The sequence below is a fragment of the Vibrio sp. 1S139 genome (assembly GCF_041439475.1).
Lineage (GTDB): Bacteria > Pseudomonadota > Gammaproteobacteria > Enterobacterales > Vibrionaceae > Vibrio > Vibrio crassostreae_C.
Genome location: NZ_JBGOOD010000014.1, coordinates 19,936 through 37,892, shown reverse-complemented (window position 1 = coordinate 37,892; position 17,957 = coordinate 19,936). Strand labels below are relative to the sequence as shown.

The following is a 17,957-nucleotide window of genomic DNA, read 5'->3' as shown; positions in this document are numbered from 1 at the left end:
TCCGTTGCCACGGAAAATGATCTCACCATCCTTGCGTTGTACAGTACCTACCCACTCACTGGTGTTTTCGTCGATAACGTGGATTTCGCCGTTAATGATCTTAATTGTAAGGTCACGCTCTTCCATCTCGGGACGGTCTTCACCGAATTCAGGAGACCAACGTGGTGTAGCGTCAACATCAACGTCTGGGTGTTGTGGGAGATAATCCACATCATTGTCGCTATTGGAACTAGACGACGTGCTCAAAAGCCCTGCAACCAATGCAGCAGAAGCGGCACCAACTGCAGCCCAAGTACCGTTAGATTGTTTTTCGTAAGTGACGTCATCGATTGTGGCTGTCGTGCCCGGAGTTGCATTCGCGTATTGTTCGTTTAACTTATACTGAACAGAAGCATCGATAGCGTTCATCTGCTCGTCAATAAGTTGAAGTGTTTGTTGGTTTGCTAGTTCTACGTCAACTTGAGGTGCAGAAGCAAAAGCAGGTGCTGCTAATACGCTAGAAATTGATATGGCTAAGAGTGATGCTTTCATAAAGTAGGATCTCGTTATTGAATGGAGCGTCTTGCTATCAATGCCTCCTTGGCAAGTGCGTTTATTATTCGCTGTGGTGAGATTTTCAACAATATAGCCAGCTAGTGTTGATGTATAAATCTAATTTATGCATTTGCGCTTTTTAGGTTGAGACTTGAGGTAAGTATGTTGGGTTGGATAAAAACTTGGGTTAAAAGATATGATAAGTGGTGTGAAGAGCTTGGCTTAACGCCTGAGAACAAGCGCAGTTGTGTTGCTTATCGTCGTGATCCCCAAGGGAAACAAATGGAGAGTAGGGAAAATGACACAGCAAATAAGTGACTTTCCGCTGTTTGATACTCATTGCCACGCGGATTTTGAGGCGTTTGAGCAAGGTTTTACACCTGATCAAACTATTGATGGCTATCTTAAAGAAGCGAAACAAGCGCAAGTCGAGAAGTTAATCATCCCTTCTATTGGCCAAAGTAACTGGAGGAAGCTCGATGAAATCGCTCAATCTCACCCCAATGTTTACTATGCATTAGGCTTCCATCCTTACTTTTTAGAGCAGGCCAATGACGAACAATTTTCGGAACTTCGCCAATTACTCGCTTCAAAAAACAGCCAATGTGTCGCGATAGGTGAGTGCGGGCTCGACTTTTTTGTGGACGTTGAACGAGAGAAACAAGAGCGCTTTTTCATCCAACAAATGGAACTTGCCAAGGCGTTTGAGCTGCCTTTAATCATCCATGAGAGGAAGTCTTATAACCGACTTATTGAGTTGTTAAAGCAACACAAGTTTACTTTTGGAGGGGTCATTCACGGTTTTTCTGGGAGTGAACAGCAAGCTTTGGCGTGGATCAAGCTCGGTTTCTATATTGGCGTCGGTGGAACGATAACTTACCCAAGAGCGCAAAAAACACGCACAACCATCGCAAAATTGCCCCTTGAATGTCTGGTATTGGAAACGGATGCTCCGGACATGCCCATGTATGGAAACCAAGGAAATGTTAATCATTCCAAATATTTAGTTACGATCTTAAATGAACTTTTTTTGCTTAGAAAAGAGCCAAAGCAATCGATTGCAGCGCAAATTTGGCAAAATAGCCATCGCGCATTCGGTATATGTGAATAAAATCGAAGGTTTTTGTTTATCGTTTGCGTAAATTGCACCGAGCTTGTGATTTGGGTCACGTTTGCGTGTGAATGGTACATGAATCTTCTACGAAAGTGTGAGGACGGCATTACTTTATTAGTGGTCGCATGAGTATAATTGCCTCCGCTTTATAGCCCCATTTTGTAACACGCCAATAAATAACTAATAAGGAAGTCATAAACTATGAGCCTGTTTATGAGCCTAGTCGGAATGGTTGCACTGATCGCAATCGCAGTACTACTATCTGACAACCGCAAAGCTATTAATCTAAGAACAGTGGGTGGCGCTTTCGCTATCCAATTCGCACTTGGTGCATTCGTACTTTACATCCCTTGGGGTCGTGATCTACTTGCAGGTTTCTCTGCTGGTGTAGCAAACGTGATCGACTACGGTAAAGACGGTACTGGTTTCCTATTCGGCAGCCTAGTTAACTTCTCAGTTGACGGTATCGGTTTCATCTTTGCTTTCCAAGTACTACCAACTCTGATTTTCTTCTCTGCACTTATCTCTGTACTTTACTACATTGGTGTTATGCAAATTGTAATCAAAGTTCTTGGTGGTGGTCTTCAGAAAGCTCTAGGTACTTCTCGCGCCGAGTCTATGTCTGCAGCAGCAAACATCTTCGTTGGTCAAACTGAAGCACCTCTAGTTGTTCGTCCATTTGTTCCTAAAATGACTAACTCTGAACTATTCGCAGTAATGTGTGGTGGTTTGGCTTCTGTAGCTGGTGGTGTACTAGCAGGTTACGCATCTATGGGTGTACCTCTAGAGTACCTAGTTGCAGCGTCATTCATGGCAGCACCTGGTGGTCTACTATTCGCTAAAATCATCAAGCCTGAAACAGATACGCCAGACGACAACATCGCTGACGAAATGGACGGTGGCGATGACAAACCAGCTAACGTTATCGACGCAGCAGCAGGTGGCGCATCAGTTGGTCTACAACTAGCACTTAACGTTGGTGCAATGCTACTAGCATTCATCGGTCTAATTGCTCTAATCAACGGTATCCTAGGTGGCATCGGTGGTTGGTTCGGTATGGAAAACCTAACTCTAGAACTTCTTCTAGGTTGGATCTTCGCACCGCTAGCATTCATCATTGGTGTTCCATGGGAAGAAGCAACTATCGCTGGTTCTTTCATTGGTCAGAAGACAGTTGTTAACGAATTCGTTGCATACCTAAACTTCGTACCATACGTTGGTGAAAACGCTCAAGTTGTTGCAGCAACTGGTCAAGTGATGTCTGAGAAGACTCAAGCTATCATCGCATTCGCACTATGTGGTTTCGCAAACCTTTCTTCAATTGCGATTCTTCTAGGTGGTCTAGGTGGTATTGCACCAAGCCGTCGCCACGACATCGCACGTATGGGTGTTAAAGCGGTAATTGCTGGTACTCTATCTAACCTGATGGCAGCAACAATTGCTGGCTTCTTCCTATCTTTCTAATCAAGTAGATTTAGATATATAGACGCCATAATAATATCGCCCCGTAGCAAGAAATTGCTGCGGGGCTTTTTTGTTTTTAGGCCTAGTGATTCTTTTGAGATGAGCATAAGCATCAGCTTGAAGTCGATAATGGGTCTAGAATGTTTTTTTGAGATACAAACCGTTTGCGTTCTAAGGAGCACTACAATTTATTGATGGATACCTATAATGTATAAGCTAAAGGGATAGGATGTCTCTGTTGGCAAGAAAGTAACCTCGAAATCAACTCGAACGTTATTCTTCTGGGATTAAGCCAAAATTAGCGATACGCTATAGATGTTAGACACAACATGACTGATTTGTTGTGCCATAGACCAAACTGGTACTGTGCGGTGACAAGGATTGCAATTGGTAGCGAAAGTTATCAAGTCTTCAGGGAACCAAGTCCGTTCATTTGTGGCTACTGAGCATTACTAAAATATCCATCTATACTGGATGGAGGGCGAAGTAGTTAACTATTTGAATATATTGATCGGAGATAGAAATGAGCGATTTAAAAGCAGCAGCTCTACGTGCACTTAAACTTATGGACCTAACTACGCTAAATGACGACGATACTACTGAAAAAGTAGTGGCGCTTTGTCATGACGCGAAGACTGCAGTAGGCAACACCGCTGCAATCTGTATTTACCCTCGCTTTATCCCAGCAGCTAAGAAAGCGTTGCGTGAGCAAGGTACTCCAGAAGTACGCATTGCGACTGTAACTAACTTCCCTCATGGTAATGACGACATCGAAATTGCTGTTGCAGAAACAAAAGCAGCGGTAGCGTACGGCGCAGACGAAGTTGACGTAGTATTCCCATACCGTGCTCTTATTGCTGGCAACGAAGAAGTTGGCTTTGAGCTAGTTAAACAGTGTAAAGCAGCTTGTGGTGACATCACGCTTAAAGTGATCATCGAAACAGGTGAACTGAAAGAAGAAGCACTAATCAAGAAAGCTTCTCAAATCTGTATCGAAGCAGGTGCAGACTTCATCAAAACTTCAACAGGTAAAGTGCCAGTAAACGCGACTCCAGAGTACGCGCGCATGATGCTTGAAGTTATCCGTGACATGGGCGTTGCTAAAACAGTTGGTTTCAAACCAGCTGGTGGCGTACGTACTGCTGAAGATGCAGCACTATACCTAGCAATGGCTGATGAGCTACTAGGCGCTGAGTGGGCAGACAACATGCACTACCGTTTTGGTGCTTCAAGCCTACTAACTAACCTTCTTAATACATTAGAAGTGACAGACCAGACTGCTGATCCAGCAGCATACTAATTTACTCGCCATATTTGACACCGCAGCGTTGTTGACTGCGTAAGTTCCTCCTAATCACATAGAGCCTCTATGCTCATAGGAATGAACTCACTGGTCGCCTAACTGCAACGCCAAATATTTAGAGTATTGAACATAATAAGTCTGTTTGATGGAGTGGCGTCAAGCCACTCCATATTACCTCTTTTCCCTACAAACCATACTCACTAGAGTTTGGGAGGCACTAATGTATCTACCTCAAGAAATTATTCGCAGAAAACGTGACGGTGAAGTCCTAACAGCTGAAGAAATTAACTTCTTCATTCAAGGTGTGGCTAAGAACACGGTTTCTGAAGGCCAAATTGCCGCATTCGCAATGGCTATCTTTTTTAATGAAATGACGATGCCAGAACGTATCGCACTAACGTGTGCAATGCGTGATTCAGGCATGGTGATTGACTGGAGCCACATGAACTTTGATGGCCCAATCGTTGATAAACACTCTACTGGTGGTGTTGGCGACGTTACTTCTCTGATGCTTGGCCCTATGGTGGCAGCATGTGGCGGTTTCGTTCCAATGATCTCTGGTCGTGGTTTAGGCCACACTGGCGGTACGCTAGACAAGCTTGAATCTATCCCTGGCTACAACATTACACCAACCAATGATGTGTTCGGTGCAGTAACGAAAGATGCTGGCGTGGCTATCATCGGTCAAACAGGCGATCTAGCTCCTGCTGACAAGCGTGTTTACGCAACTCGTGATATCACAGCAACAGTCGATAACATCTCGCTGATCACGGCTTCAATCCTATCTAAGAAACTGGCTGCGGGCCTTGATTCTCTAGTGATGGATGTAAAAGTAGGTTCAGGCGCATTCATGCCGACTTACGAAGCATCTGAAGAGCTAGCGAAATCTATCGTTGCAGTAGCAAACGGTGCGGGTACTAAAACAACAGCAATCCTAACGGACATGAACCAAGTGCTGGCTTCTTCAGCGGGTAACGCAGTAGAAGTTCGTGAAGCGGTTCAGTTCCTAACGGGTGAATACCGTAACCCTCGCTTGTTAGAGATCACTCTAGCATCGTGTGCTGAAATGCTGGTGCTCGGTAACCTAGCTAAAGACTCAGACGAAGCGCGCGAAAAACTGATGGCAGTACTGGATAACGGTAAGGCAGCAGAGTGCTTCGGTAAAATGGTAGCGGGCCTTGGTGGTCCAGTTGATTTCGTAATGAACTACGATAACTACCTAGAAAAAGCAGACATTATTAAGCCAGTGTACGCGTTAGAAAGCGGTGTGGTATCAGCAATGGATACTCGTGCAATTGGTATGGCTGTGGTTGGTATGGGCGGCGGTCGTCGTGTAGCAACTGACAGCATTGATTACGCAGTCGGTTTTGATCACTTCATTCGCCTAGGTGAAGTAGCAAGTGAAGATAAGCCATTAGCAATGATTCATGCTCGCAACGAACAACAGTGGCAAGAAGCTGCAACAGCATTACAAAATGCAATCACTGTGGGCGGAGAATATACAGCAACGCCAGACGTTTACCGTCAGATTCGTTCTGAAGACGTGTAAATAACAGGTATCGGTATACCTCGCGTATACCGATAAACAGAGTTCTGGTGCAAAGAGCAATAAGTTGGTGAAGAAAATGAAAAGAGCATTTATTTTAGTTTTAGATTCATTCGGTATCGGTGAAACAGCGGATGCAGACAAATTTGGTGATGTAGGTTCTGACACTATGGGCCACATCGCAGATCATTGTGACCAAGGTCTTGCAGACAATGCAGATCGTAAAGGTTCACTGGCACTGCCAAACCTGTCTAAGCTAGGTCTAGCGATGGCTCACAAAGAGTCTACGGGTCGTTTTGCTCCTGGTATGGATGCAGACGCTGAGATCATTGGCGCTTACGGTCACGCTGCTGAGCTGTCTTCTGGTAAAGACACGCCATCAGGTCACTGGGAAATCGCAGGTGTTCCTGTACTGTTTGACTGGGGCTACTTCACCGACAAAGAGAACAGCTTCCCAAAAGAACTGACTGACCGCATCCTTGAGCGTGCAGGCCTGTCTGGTTTCTTGGGTAACTGCCACTCATCTGGTACGGAAATCCTAGATAACCTAGGTGAAGAGCACATGAAGACTGGTCTGCCAATCTTCTATACTTCTGCAGACTCTGTTTTCCAGATCGCTTGTCACGAAGAGACATTCGGCCTGCAAAACCTATTAGATCTTTGTCAGATTGCTCGTGAAGAGCTAGAAGATTACAACATTGGTCGTGTTATCGCTCGTCCGTTCATTGGCCCAGGTAAAGGTCAATTCGAACGTACTGGTAACCGTCGTGACCTTTCTGTTGAGCCACCTGCGGCAACTATCCTGCAGAAACTTGTTGATGAGAAGGGCGGTAACGTTCACTCAATCGGCAAGATCTCTGATATCTACGCGGGTTGTGGCATCACTCAGAAAACCAAAGCAACAGGTATCCCTGCGCTATTTGAAGCAACCAAAGAAGCGATCAATGAAGCGGGCGACAACACTATCGTGTTCACTAACTTCGTTGATTTTGACTCAGCTTACGGCCACCGCCGTGATGTTGCTGGTTACGCAGCGGCACTTGAGTACTTCGATGGTCGCATCAATGAAATCATCGATATGATGAAAGAAGACGATGTGCTTATCTTAACTGCTGACCACGGTTGTGATCCGACATGGCCAGGTACAGACCATACTCGTGAGCACATCCCTGTGATTGTTTACGGTCAGAAGGTTCCAGCCGGTTCTTTAGGCCGTCGCGATACATTTGCTGATATCGGTCAAAGCTTAGCGTCATACTTTGGTACATCGCCAATGGGACACGGTACAAGCTTTCTATAATAGTTAACGAAGAGAGAGGGAAACTTCTCTCTTCTTTTTTTGTTTTGAGATTAAGGATATTTTCAATGGCTACTCCACATATTAATGCTGAAATGGGTGATTTCGCTGACGTAGTTTTAATGCCAGGCGATCCGCTACGTGCTAAATACATCGCTGAAACCTTCTTAGAAGAAGTGGTTCAAGTGTGCGACGTTCGCAACATGTTTGGTTACACCGGTACTTACAAAGGTCGTAAGGTTTCGGTAATGGGACACGGTATGGGCATTCCATCTTGTTCTATTTACGCGACTGAGCTTATCAAAGACTTTGGTGTGAAGAAGATCATTCGTGTGGGCAGTTGTGGTGCAGTGAGCGAAGATATCAAAGTGCGTGATGTGGTGATCGGCATGGGCGCATGTACTGACTCTAAAGTGAACCGTATTCGCTTTAAAGATCATGACTTTGCGGCGATTGCGGATTACAAAATGGTGCGCGCGGCAGAAGATGCAGCCAAAGCTCTCGGTGTCGGCGTAAAAGTCGGTAACCTGTTCTCGGCTGAGCTGTTCTACACGCCAGATCCAGAGATGTTCGAAGTAATGGACAAATACGGCATTGTTGGCGTAGAGATGGAAGCGGCTGGCATCTATGGTGTATGTGCTGAATACGGCGCAAAAGCTCTAACGATCTGTACTGTTTCTGACCACATCAAGACTGGTGAGCAAACGACATCAGATGAACGTCAAACGACTTTCAACGACATGATGGTTATCGCACTAGACTCAGTGTTGCTTGGTGACCAAGAATAATCTTGATTTGTCTTAGCTTGATAAGTTAACAGATAACAAAAAGCCCCGTTGCTGCCTGAGCGTCGGGGCTTTTTATTGGATTGCTGTACTTATTCTGAGTCTAGTATTTATTGTCAGCCTAGTGTGTTTATGAGCTTACATTTTTCAATAGTAAGTTCTCACCAGACTTAGTTGGTCTTCTGCGAATCAGCATGATGAACAACACGCCACTCACAAACCCCATCAACACCATACCGATCATGTAGCGATCACTTTTGCGGTAGTGGTGATCAGAAATCGCCGTCATCTTACCGGTTTCAAAAGTCACTCGAATAAAGCCGATGATCGTTTTCTCTGGAGAATAAATAGGTTCAACTAACTGTTGTCTGCCGATACTTGCTGTTGAAAGTGGTGTATCTAAGCCAAGAACCTCACGTACCGAGAGGGCTTTTTCGCTCGAAGCCAGTCGAATACCCTCTGCATCATAGATGGTGGTATCGAACACCAGTCGGTCTTGAGATAGCTGGTTAGTCAGATCAAGCAATCGCTCTTGGTCTTGTTGCGTGATCATCTTGCTGGCTGAAAGTGATGCCTGAGAGATAAGCAACTTGGTAAGAGTTTCCAATTGTTTTGCTTGGATCTTCTCGTTACCTTTACTGATCACGACCGTATTTTTAATCGTTACAACGAACATGGTAGCCAACAAAATGAGGGCTAGCATTCGTAAAGCGTTACGTATTGAGAACAATGATTCATTCATGTTTAACGAAGCCTGAAATAAACAAATGTTATGATTAAGACATATTGAGACTTGCGTTTTCAAATTGCAATAGGTTAACGTTTAGCATAGTTAATTAGGAATCATACACATGGACGATCAGAAATATCTGCCGATAAAAAGGCATACGACATTATTAACTCGACTCCCCGAGACTCGTTTCGCTTCTCAACTCGCTAAATCCAAGGCCAATTGGATTGTGTTTGGTGAGTACCTATCTCCACAATCTTTCGATGACATCGACTTTTTCACTGGCACTTACAACACCATCCTCGATACGTGGAAGGTTGGGCATTATGAAGTGGCTTTGATGTCAGGCAATCTAACGCCAGCACACGAAGAAATCCTCCAAGCGCTAAAGCTTGATTATGCTTGCCTTAGCGAGGTCCCAGACTTATCTAAGCCAGGTTTGATCGTGATGGATATGGATTCCACAGCGATTCAAATTGAATGCATTGATGAGATTGCCAAGCTAGCTGGAGTGGGAGAGTTAGTCTCTGAAATCACAGAACGAGCGATGCAAGGCGAGCTCGACTTTGAACAGAGCCTGCGCCAACGAGTAGGAGCACTGAAAGGTGCGGATGAGTCGATATTAGAGCAAGTGCGTCAGTCATTGCCATTCATGCCAGACTTGGTCGGGCTGGTGAATACTCTAAATAAGCTTGGCTGGAAAACAGCGATTGCATCAGGCGGTTTTACTTACTTCTCTGACTACCTGAAAGATACCCTTGATCTAGACCATGCTCAATCAAACACGCTTGAGATCGTCAACGGTAAGTTGACGGGTGAAGTCTTAGGCGATGTTGTTTCGGCGCAGACCAAAGCGGATATCTTGGTAGAGTTGGCTGAAGAGTACGAATTGGAACTACATAATACCGTTGCCGTTGGTGATGGTGCCAATGACTTGGTGATGATGGGCTCTGCAGGTTTAGGCATTGCCTACCACGCAAAACCAAAAGTAGAGCAGCAAGCTCAAACTGCTGTTCGTTACGCAGGTTTAGGCGGTGTGCTGTGTATCTTGTCGGGTGTATTGGCTAAGCAACAGAAGATCAGCTGGCAAGCGAAACCTTAGGGGCACTACCTAAGTGCTATTGGCTATGTATCTTATTTAGCAATAGTGGCTCAGACACAAAAAAAGCAGGCTATCAGCCTGCTTTTTCAATTTTCATGCTTAAGTTAATACACCACTCGAGGCTAGCGTGTTAGCTCCAATCGAATCAGCACTTCATCGGTAATGTCCTCTATCTCGCCATAACCGATAAACGCCGTCACCTCATTCTCTAGCTTCTTAGCTTGATGCATACAGATGCGTGAAAGCTCTTCTAAATCCGACTGGAATAAACTCGTTAGCGGATTAAAGATAGGTGCCGTGGTGACTCGCAATACATACACATCACCTAAGTGCTGCGCTTTCTTGATGAATAAGATGCGTTCCTTTGCTGAGGCGAAGTCTTTGACCAACTTGGTGTGTACCGACTGGATTTTGTCGCCAAACTTCACTGCAGCAATGTACACGTCATGATGCTTAGGCTCCGCACCTTCAATTCTTTTTAGTGGCTCAGCCAACAGTGAGTTGGTGTGACCCTTGAAGATTGGCTCGAGTGAGAACTTTTGGTTGTGACCAAGTTTAGCAAGTAACGTTAGATGCTTATTCAGTGGGAAATTCACACCAATGATCTTACAGCGCAGCGTTGAACTTGGCTTATCAATGAATATTGGGTTACTGACCATCTTGCTCAACAAAATGTTGTGCAGTGATTCGAGTAGCGAATGTGTTGGCAGTATCTCTTGCTTCTTAATCAGCTTACTTTGGTTTTGATAGATAAGCCCATTAAGGAAAGCGATGGTACGCATTGTCTTGGCGTTCTCGGCAACAACCAACTGCACGTTGCGACCATTCGGACTCACTCGAATTACGTGGTAAGGCACTGTGCTCAGTGGCAGGTTCTTGTCATAGAGCTGCAGTTCATTGAAGTTCACTAATACCGGATCATTAATCTTGAGTACCATTGGGTGTTCAAGGCTAATGCTCAGTCCACGCTTCGAAATATCTAAGGTGTGTCCGTTCGCCGCTGTGCCATCTTGTGATGTAAGTTGCAACGGTGACTTAAATTGGTATCTCGGCTCTTTACGACGAGTCTGAGAGTCAAAGTAGATGCTTTGAATATTGCCGACGACAGTACGCGGGTGACGGAAGCGGTTCAATTCACTGCTTGGAATGCGTGGCTTTTCACTCAGAAGATAGTCCGCCGCACTTTCGTGATCGCCAATCTCTTGCAAGATTCCGCAATGCGTCAGTTGAGCTGAGCTTTGAGCCAGCGTATCCGAGTGTTTAGCTAATGCTTGTCGCTCAGTGTCTGAAAGTTCGAAAACCGAGAACTTGAACGCCTTCCAACTTTTACGTTTGCCACCGATGTGCCAGAACAGCTGTCTTTGTTCACGAGAGGCTTCAGGCAGCATCATTGAATAGAACAAGGTCTTGTTTTGGTGTTCATGGGTAAAAGAGTAGATAACGTTACTGGTTCCCTTCACTCCTGGTTTCGCCAACAGGTTCATACGTTGCTCGTTGAACAGGGTACCCAGCGCTTGTTGATTTCGTTCGTCGTGCCAATATTGCCATAATGGATGGTTGTTATCCGTCAGTAGGGCAAGCTTTAGTTCGCTGCCGCTGAAAAACAGGGGTAGGTTACAAGTATGCTTTAGATAGGTATGTTCGATTCCTCGAGTACGAGTTCGAATTATCCTATCTTGATTCTCATGGCTGGTTTTCTTACTGGTGCTATTTAAAGACTCATCGAGTAAGCGAGCCACAATATTGTTGTCGCTTACCTTGATGGTTCTTAGAAATTTGACCGCGTTGTTCTCATAAGATTCGTCGATACCCAAAACACGAAATTCAACCGCTTGGTTAACATCGTTTTCTTGGGACTTTTCGATAAGCTCTGAGAACTTAACGCTGATGATCTCGCCGAGGTTGTATCGAAAGGCGCTCGGTACTTTGAACTTTGCACCCGACGGGGAGATATCAACCGTTACACCATGTAGGCTTTGCCCTTTCGATGTGGTGATCTCGACCTGCGAGCTAATCTTGAGTCTGTTCTCTTGGCGTTTTAAGTCGTAACCTAGGTTAATAGCTTCCGCTTCGTACGGGCTATTGGCGCTAGTAATGTCGTGGTTACCTTGAGAAGATGTTTTAACAACGCTCAGAGGCTGAGTTCGCGGAGTCATTACTAACTCCCATGCGCCTTCTGTGTAACCTTTAAACTTTTTCGTACCACGTTGATATGCGTTTAAAGCGATATCATCGAGCCAGTGCTTACGGCCATCGAGAGTGAACTGACGACACTCATTATCAATACGCCCGCGTAAATCAATGCTCTTTGTACACGGAGCCATGATACGATTCAGTTCCATTTTAACGAGCAGCTTCAGAGACGGCGATTCCCCTTCTGTCATTTGAGAAAGAAGGAATTCGAAATCTTCGGCGTGGTAAGCCGGGATTAAACGTTCTGCTACAGATAGAATTTCAGATTGCTGCATACTTTTTTTGTTAGAATGGACGGTGCGTTTATGTTATCGACTAGTTTAAATCGATCTTTAAGTATAAGTGGTATGACTGCAACTTTTATTTTTATCCGTACGGTCAAATAAGTCACAAATTGACAACATCATTGTGTAATTGAGTAAATTATTGAGGTTTTATGGCGAAGGCAAAGCGAGCTTATGTGTGTAATGACTGTGGTGCCGATTTTCCACGTTGGCAGGGGCAGTGCAATGCATGTGGTGCTTGGAACACGATTACAGAAGTTAGGTTAGCCGCTTCACCTCAGGTCGCACGTAATGAACGATTGAGTGGTTATGCGGGCGGTGCAACTGAATCTTCGGTTCAAACGCTGTCAGAAATCGATCTGCAAGAAGTCCCACGTTTTAGCAGTGGCTTTAAAGAGCTAGACCGCGTACTTGGTGGTGGTGTCGTACCGGGTGCTGCGATCCTGATTGGTGGTAACCCGGGTGCCGGTAAATCAACGCTGCTATTACAAACCATGTGTCAGCTTTCTTCTCAATTACCGACTCTCTATGTAACCGGGGAAGAATCTCTGCAACAAGTCGCGATGCGTGCGTCTCGACTTGGATTGCCAAAAGAGCACCTAAAGATGCTCTCAGAAACGAATGTGGATAAGATTTGTCAGGTTGCAGAAAAAGAACAACCTAAGATCATGGTTATCGACTCGATCCAAGTTATGCACGTTGCGGATGTTCAATCTTCTCCGGGCAGTGTTGCACAGGTTCGTGAATCGGCAACCGCATTAACGCGCTACGCAAAACAGAATAACGTTGCTGTGTTCTTAGTTGGACACGTAACTAAAGACGGCACCTTAGCAGGGCCAAAAGTACTTGAGCACATTATTGACTGTTCTGTTTTATTAGATGGCGGAACCGATAGCCGTTTTAGAACGCTACGCAGCCACAAAAACCGTTTTGGTGCAGTGAATGAACTGGGTGTGTTTGCGATGACAGGCCAAGGGCTAAAAGAAGTCAGCAACCCATCCGCTATCTTCTTGTCTCGTGGTGAAGAAGAAACCTCGGGCAGTTCTGTCATGGTGGTGTGGGAAGGGACGCGTCCACTTCTTGTCGAAATCCAAGCGCTGGTGGATTATTCACAGCTGGCTAACCCACGTCGCGTCGCTGTCGGCCTAGAGCAAAACAGGCTTTCTTTGTTATTAGCGGTGCTGCATAAACACGGCGGCTTACAAATGGCTGACCAAGATGTGTTTGTGAATGTCGTCGGTGGTGTTAAAGTAACCGAAACCAGTGCTGATCTTGCGTTGGTGATGGCTCTACTTTCTAGTTTCAGAGACCGCGCATTACCAAAAGATGTGGTGGTATTTGGAGAAGTAGGCCTAGCGGGTGAGATTCGACCTGTACCGAGCGGACAAGAGCGTTTAAATGAAGCATTTAAACACGGCTTTAAGAAAGCGATTGTACCGGCGGCTAACATGCCTAAAGGTGGCATTCCAGGAATGCAGATCCACGGTGTGAAAAAATTATCGGAAGCAATTAATGCTTTTGATGAGTTGTAATTGAACTCACTTCAGCTACTCTATACAGCAGCAATTCAGCCTAACCTTAACGCCGATTAGGCTTTAGGTTAGCACTATAATTAACAATCATTTAGATTGTTACTACTGAGTGCCTTTTTCTATATGTTAGAAAAAGGCAAAGTTTTTTAGTCCCAAATGCATGCAAAGCTATCAGTCTTCACAGATTGTGATATACTCTGCGCGCATTTTATATCCTATTAACAGAGTAAGACAATGGCAGATTTATCGAAATACAGAAACATTGGTATTTTCGCGCACGTTGATGCGGGTAAAACAACTACCACTGAGCGTATCCTTAAGCTAACTGGTCAAATCCACAAGACTGGTGAAGTACATGATGGCGAATCAACGACTGACTTCATGGAACAGGAAGCTGAGCGCGGTATTACTATCCAATCAGCAGCTGTAAGCTGTTTTTGGAACGATCACCGTCTAAACGTTATCGATACTCCTGGACACGTTGACTTCACAGTTGAAGTATACCGTTCTCTTAAAGTTCTTGATGGCGGTATCGGTGTATTCTGTGGTTCTGGTGGTGTTGAACCTCAATCAGAAACTAACTGGCGCTATGCTAACGAATCAGAAGTATCTCGTCTGATCTTCGTTAACAAACTAGACCGTATGGGTGCAGACTTCTACAACGTTGTTGACCAAGTTAAAAACGTTCTAGGTGCAACTCCTCTAGTAATGGTTCTACCAATCGGCCGTGAAGACGAGTTCGTTGGTGTTGTAGACCTACTAAGCCGTAAAGCATACGTTTGGGATGACACTGGTCTTCCTGAAAACTACGAAATCAAAGATGTTCCAGCGGACATGGTTGATGACGTTGAGCAATACCGTGAAGAGCTAATCGAAACTGCTGTAGAGCAAGACGATGACCTAATGGAAGCTTACATGGAAGGTGAAGAGCCTTCTATTGAAGACGTTAAGCGTTGTATCCGTAAAGGTACTCGTGATATCGCATTCTTCCCAACGTTCTGTGGTTCTGCGTTCAAGAACAAAGGTATGCAACTTATCCTTGATGCTGTAGTAGATTACCTACCAGCACCAACTGAAGTTGACCCTCAGCCTCTAATGGATGAGAACGGTGAAGAAACTGGCGAACACGCTATCGTTTCTACAGATGAGACTTTCAAAGCGCTTGCATTCAAAATCATGGATGACCGCTTCGGTGCTCTAACTTTCGTTCGTATTTACTCTGGTAAACTGAACAAAGGTGACACGATTCTTAACTCATTCACTGGCAAGACTGAACGTGTTGGCCGTATGGTTGAGATGCAAGCTGATGACCGTAACGAACTAACTAGCGCACAAGCTGGTGACATCATTGCGATCGTTGGTATGAAGAACGTGCAAACTGGTCACACTCTATGTGATCCTAAGCACCAAGTAACGCTTGAGCCAATGGTATTCCCAACTCCAGTAATCTCAATCGCTGTATCTCCAAAAGATAAAGGCGGTTCTGAGAAAATGGGTATCGCTATCGGTAAAATGGTTGCAGAAGATCCATCTTTCCAAGTTGAGACTGACGAAGAGACTGGCGAAACTATCCTGAAAGGTATGGGTGAACTTCACCTAGACATCAAGGTAGATATCCTTAAGCGTACATACGGCGTTGACCTAACTGTAGGTGCTCCTCAAGTTGCTTACCGTGAAACTATCACTCAAGCAATTGAAGATAGCTACACGCACAAGAAGCAATCTGGTGGTTCTGGTCAATTCGGTAAGATCGATTACCGTATCAAACCAGGCGAAGCAGGTTCTGGCTTCAAGTTCAACTCTGTAGTTGTGGGCGGTAACGTTCCTAAAGAATTCTGGCCTGCAGTTGAGAAAGGCTTCGCATCTATGATGGAAAACGGCGTACTAGCTGGCTTCCCAACTCTAGACGTTGAAGTTGAACTTTTCGATGGTGGTTTCCACGCAGTCGATTCATCTGCTATCGCATTTGAAATCGCAGCGAAAGGCGCATTCCGTCAATCTATGCCTAAAGCTGGCGCGCAACTTCTTGAGCCAATCATGAACGTTGACGTGTTCACTCCAGACGATCACGTTGGTGATGTTATCGGTGACCTTAACCGTCGTCGTGGCATGATCAAAGATCAACAAGCTGGCGTTACTGGTGTTCGTATTAAAGCTGACGTACCTCTTTCTGAGATGTTCGGCTACATCGGTCACCTACGTACTATCACTTCTGGTCGTGGCCAATTCTCTATGGAATTCGCACAATACGCACCATGTCCAACTAACGTTGCTGACGAAGTGATTGCAAAAGTTAAAGCAGAAAAAGAAGCTGGTAAGTAATTAGCCCTTTTCTCAATTAGCTAAAAAAGCCCCGCAAGTGAAAGCTTGCGGGGCTTTTTATTGCTTGTAACATACTGCGAGATGCGAGATGCGAGATGCGAGATGCGAGATGCGAGATGTGATATTGATATGGCCCCTAAAAAGTAGACACAGGGGTTGTCCCGTATTTAATCAACACGGGACAGATAAAGTAGGGAGAGATTAACGCTTTAAGTCGATGTAAATCTGCTCTACCTTGGTACGAGCCCAATCTGTTTTACGCAAAAATTTTAAGCTCGATTTAATGCTCGGGTCTTTTTTAAAGCAGTTGATGTTCACCATGTAACTCAACTCTTCCCAACCGTAATGTTCAACTAATTCAGTCAGTAGCTTCTGTAGAGTGATACCGTGAAGTGGATTATTGTCTTGTGTCATGAGATGTTCTCGCCATTTATTTGAGCTAAGTATACCAGTTTCGCTTTATGAATTATCCGACCATTTGAGTTCGTAATCGGTGTGGATAATCGAAAGCTCTTCTCTACCTGTATCACCAAATAATTTAACCTGAGCCTGCATCCATTCTTCGAAACGTTTTATCTTCTCTCGATGGAAGTAACCTGGAGGCGCGCATAAAAAGTAATTGTATTTAGGCTTCAGCGCGATATTACCGATTCGGACGAGTTTCTTTTCCTGCAAATAGCGGTATACCAAGCTGTGTTTAACAAGCGCGACACCTTGAACGGATAGCGCACCTTCTAGCACAAAATGAGAGCCATCAAATTGCAATGATGAACGTCCTGCCTTCGCCCCAGCAACGTCTAACCATAGATTCCAATCCATATCAGGCCAACGGTCTTCAATTAACTCTGCTTTATGCAGATCGCTGATGTCATAGATTCCATATTTTTCTTGATAGATAGGATGACAGACAGGGTAAACAACTTCGTCCATTAACCAACGTGATTCAATATTTGGGTAGTTACCATGACCATATCGAACACAGACATCGACAGCTGAGTCTTCAAAGGTAACCAGTTTGTTGGTCGGTTCTATTAACATAGATAAATCTGGGTGACGGTCGCGGAAGTCGCCTATTCTAGGCACTAACCAATGTTGTGCAAAAGAGGGTACGGTCGAAATCGATAACTGAGTGGGGTTGGGGTCTTGGTTTATTCGTCTTACTCCATCTTGAATATGAGCAAAGCCTTTCTTCGCTTGTAGATAGAGCACTTCACCTTCATGAGTTAATACTATTTTTCGGTGCTGGCGAATAAACAGGTCTGCGCCTAACCATTCTTCAAGTTGGCGAATTTGTTGGCTGACTGCTGCAGCCGTGACAAATAGCTTTTCTGCTGCGAGCTTGAAACTGCCTGTTTCAGCTGCCGTATAAAAATAGTAGATCCCTTGGAATGGTGGGGTACGCTCTCTCACATTAGTTTTCCTTAACTGAATGCCAGTATCTATCGTTTGTCGACGTTGCTCTGCTGGTTGATTATTGACCACAACAAAGCAAAAGATCAACAGGAGAAAGGCTATGAATACGATCACAGCAACAGCAAATACCAACCATTCATTTTTGTCATCATTATCAATTAAGAAATTCTATTCTAAATTAAGCCTGTACTTTCAAAATCGTAGAACCAGAAAGCAACTGTCTGAGCTACCCGATTATTTACTTAGAGATATCGGGATTACGTCGGAACAAGTCGAGAAAGAACTGAAGAAGTCATTTTGGGAGTGATTCAAGGCAACGTAGCTTTTAACTCGACGTT

14 protein-coding genes and 1 pseudogene are annotated in these 17,957 nt (G+C 44.8%); 10 read left to right on the top strand and 5 right to left on the bottom strand.

Features of this window, described 5'->3' with window-relative positions:
* Nucleotides 1-531: pseudogene (locus tag ACED46_RS06945) on the bottom strand (hypothetical protein); the annotation flags it as partial.
* Between the two features lie 301 nt (nucleotides 532-832).
* Here ACED46_RS06945 and ACED46_RS06940 point away from each other — a divergent pair.
* From ACED46_RS06940 to deoD, 6 genes are all read left to right on the top strand, one after another.
* Nucleotides 833-1,645, top strand: coding sequence for a TatD family hydrolase (locus ACED46_RS06940; protein ID WP_017058834.1), 813 nt, complete (start codon nucleotides 833-835; stop codon nucleotides 1,643-1,645).
* Between the two features lie 204 nt (nucleotides 1,646-1,849).
* Nucleotides 1,850-3,112: a NupC/NupG family nucleoside CNT transporter gene (locus ACED46_RS06935; protein ID WP_017058833.1), complete on the top strand. Its 1,263-nt coding sequence runs from the start codon at nucleotides 1,850-1,852 to the stop codon at nucleotides 3,110-3,112.
* A 523-nt stretch (nucleotides 3,113-3,635) separates the two neighbouring features.
* Entirely contained in the window at nucleotides 3,636-4,412 is a 777-nt protein-coding gene (gene deoC / locus ACED46_RS06930) for a deoxyribose-phosphate aldolase (protein ID WP_010436196.1), read from the top strand.
* Between the two features lie 223 nt (nucleotides 4,413-4,635).
* Nucleotides 4,636-5,964 carry a thymidine phosphorylase gene (deoA, locus tag ACED46_RS06925; RefSeq protein ID WP_371721147.1) on the top strand — a complete coding sequence of 443 codons (1,329 nt, stop codon included), beginning with the start codon at nucleotides 4,636-4,638 and terminating at the stop codon, nucleotides 5,962-5,964.
* A gap of 76 nt (nucleotides 5,965-6,040) precedes the next feature.
* On the top strand, nucleotides 6,041-7,261 hold the full coding sequence (locus tag ACED46_RS06920; RefSeq protein WP_017063284.1) for a phosphopentomutase: 1,221 nt from the start codon (nucleotides 6,041-6,043) through the stop codon (nucleotides 7,259-7,261).
* A 65-nt stretch (nucleotides 7,262-7,326) separates the two neighbouring features.
* On the top strand, nucleotides 7,327-8,046 hold the full coding sequence (gene deoD / locus ACED46_RS06915) for a purine-nucleoside phosphorylase (protein ID WP_017063285.1): 720 nt from the start codon (nucleotides 7,327-7,329) through the stop codon (nucleotides 8,044-8,046).
* A 127-nt stretch (nucleotides 8,047-8,173) separates the two neighbouring features.
* Here deoD and ACED46_RS06910 read toward each other — a convergent pair whose 3' ends face one another.
* Nucleotides 8,174-8,785, bottom strand: coding sequence for a YtjB family periplasmic protein (locus tag ACED46_RS06910; RefSeq protein WP_076655999.1), 612 nt, complete (start codon nucleotides 8,783-8,785; stop codon nucleotides 8,174-8,176).
* Between the two features lie 109 nt (nucleotides 8,786-8,894).
* Here ACED46_RS06910 and serB point away from each other — a divergent pair, with 109 nt between their 5' ends.
* Nucleotides 8,895-9,875, top strand: coding sequence for a phosphoserine phosphatase (serB, locus tag ACED46_RS06905; protein WP_371721146.1), 981 nt, complete (start codon nucleotides 8,895-8,897; stop codon nucleotides 9,873-9,875).
* A gap of 122 nt (nucleotides 9,876-9,997) precedes the next feature.
* Here the strand turns inward: serB and ACED46_RS06900 are convergent, their stop codons facing one another.
* Nucleotides 9,998-12,343 carry a PilZ domain-containing protein gene (locus ACED46_RS06900; RefSeq protein ID WP_371721145.1) on the bottom strand — a complete coding sequence of 782 codons (2,346 nt, stop codon included), beginning with the start codon at nucleotides 12,341-12,343 and terminating at the stop codon, nucleotides 9,998-10,000.
* A 161-nt stretch (nucleotides 12,344-12,504) separates the two neighbouring features.
* Here ACED46_RS06900 and radA point away from each other — a divergent pair, with 161 nt between their 5' ends.
* Both radA and fusA read left to right on the top strand, forming a co-directional pair.
* On the top strand, nucleotides 12,505-13,884 hold the full coding sequence (radA, locus tag ACED46_RS06895) for a DNA repair protein RadA (protein ID WP_017063288.1): 1,380 nt from the start codon (nucleotides 12,505-12,507) through the stop codon (nucleotides 13,882-13,884).
* Nucleotides 13,885-14,118: 234 nt separating this feature from the next.
* Nucleotides 14,119-16,206: an elongation factor G gene (fusA, locus tag ACED46_RS06890; RefSeq protein WP_017058825.1), complete on the top strand. Its 2,088-nt coding sequence runs from the start codon at nucleotides 14,119-14,121 to the stop codon at nucleotides 16,204-16,206.
* 201 nt (nucleotides 16,207-16,407) lie between these two features.
* On the opposite strand, the gene ACED46_RS06885 is transcribed toward fusA, so the two are convergent.
* Both ACED46_RS06885 and ACED46_RS06880 read right to left on the bottom strand, forming a co-directional pair.
* Nucleotides 16,408-16,620, bottom strand: coding sequence for a VF530 family DNA-binding protein (locus tag ACED46_RS06885; protein WP_012604684.1), 213 nt, complete (start codon nucleotides 16,618-16,620; stop codon nucleotides 16,408-16,410).
* A gap of 45 nt (nucleotides 16,621-16,665) precedes the next feature.
* The gene (locus tag ACED46_RS06880) at nucleotides 16,666-17,616 is read right to left on the bottom strand and encodes a LysR substrate-binding domain-containing protein (RefSeq protein WP_017068220.1); all 951 of its coding nucleotides are present in this window, start codon (nucleotides 17,614-17,616) and stop codon (nucleotides 16,666-16,668) included.
* 103 nt (nucleotides 17,617-17,719) lie between these two features.
* On the opposite strand from ACED46_RS06880, the gene ACED46_RS06875 reads away from it, so the two are divergent.
* A complete protein-coding gene (locus tag ACED46_RS06875; RefSeq protein WP_017063291.1) occupies nucleotides 17,720-17,926 on the top strand; it encodes a DUF1127 domain-containing protein in 207 nt (68 codons plus the stop codon).
* Nucleotides 17,927-17,957: the final 31 nt, after the last annotated feature.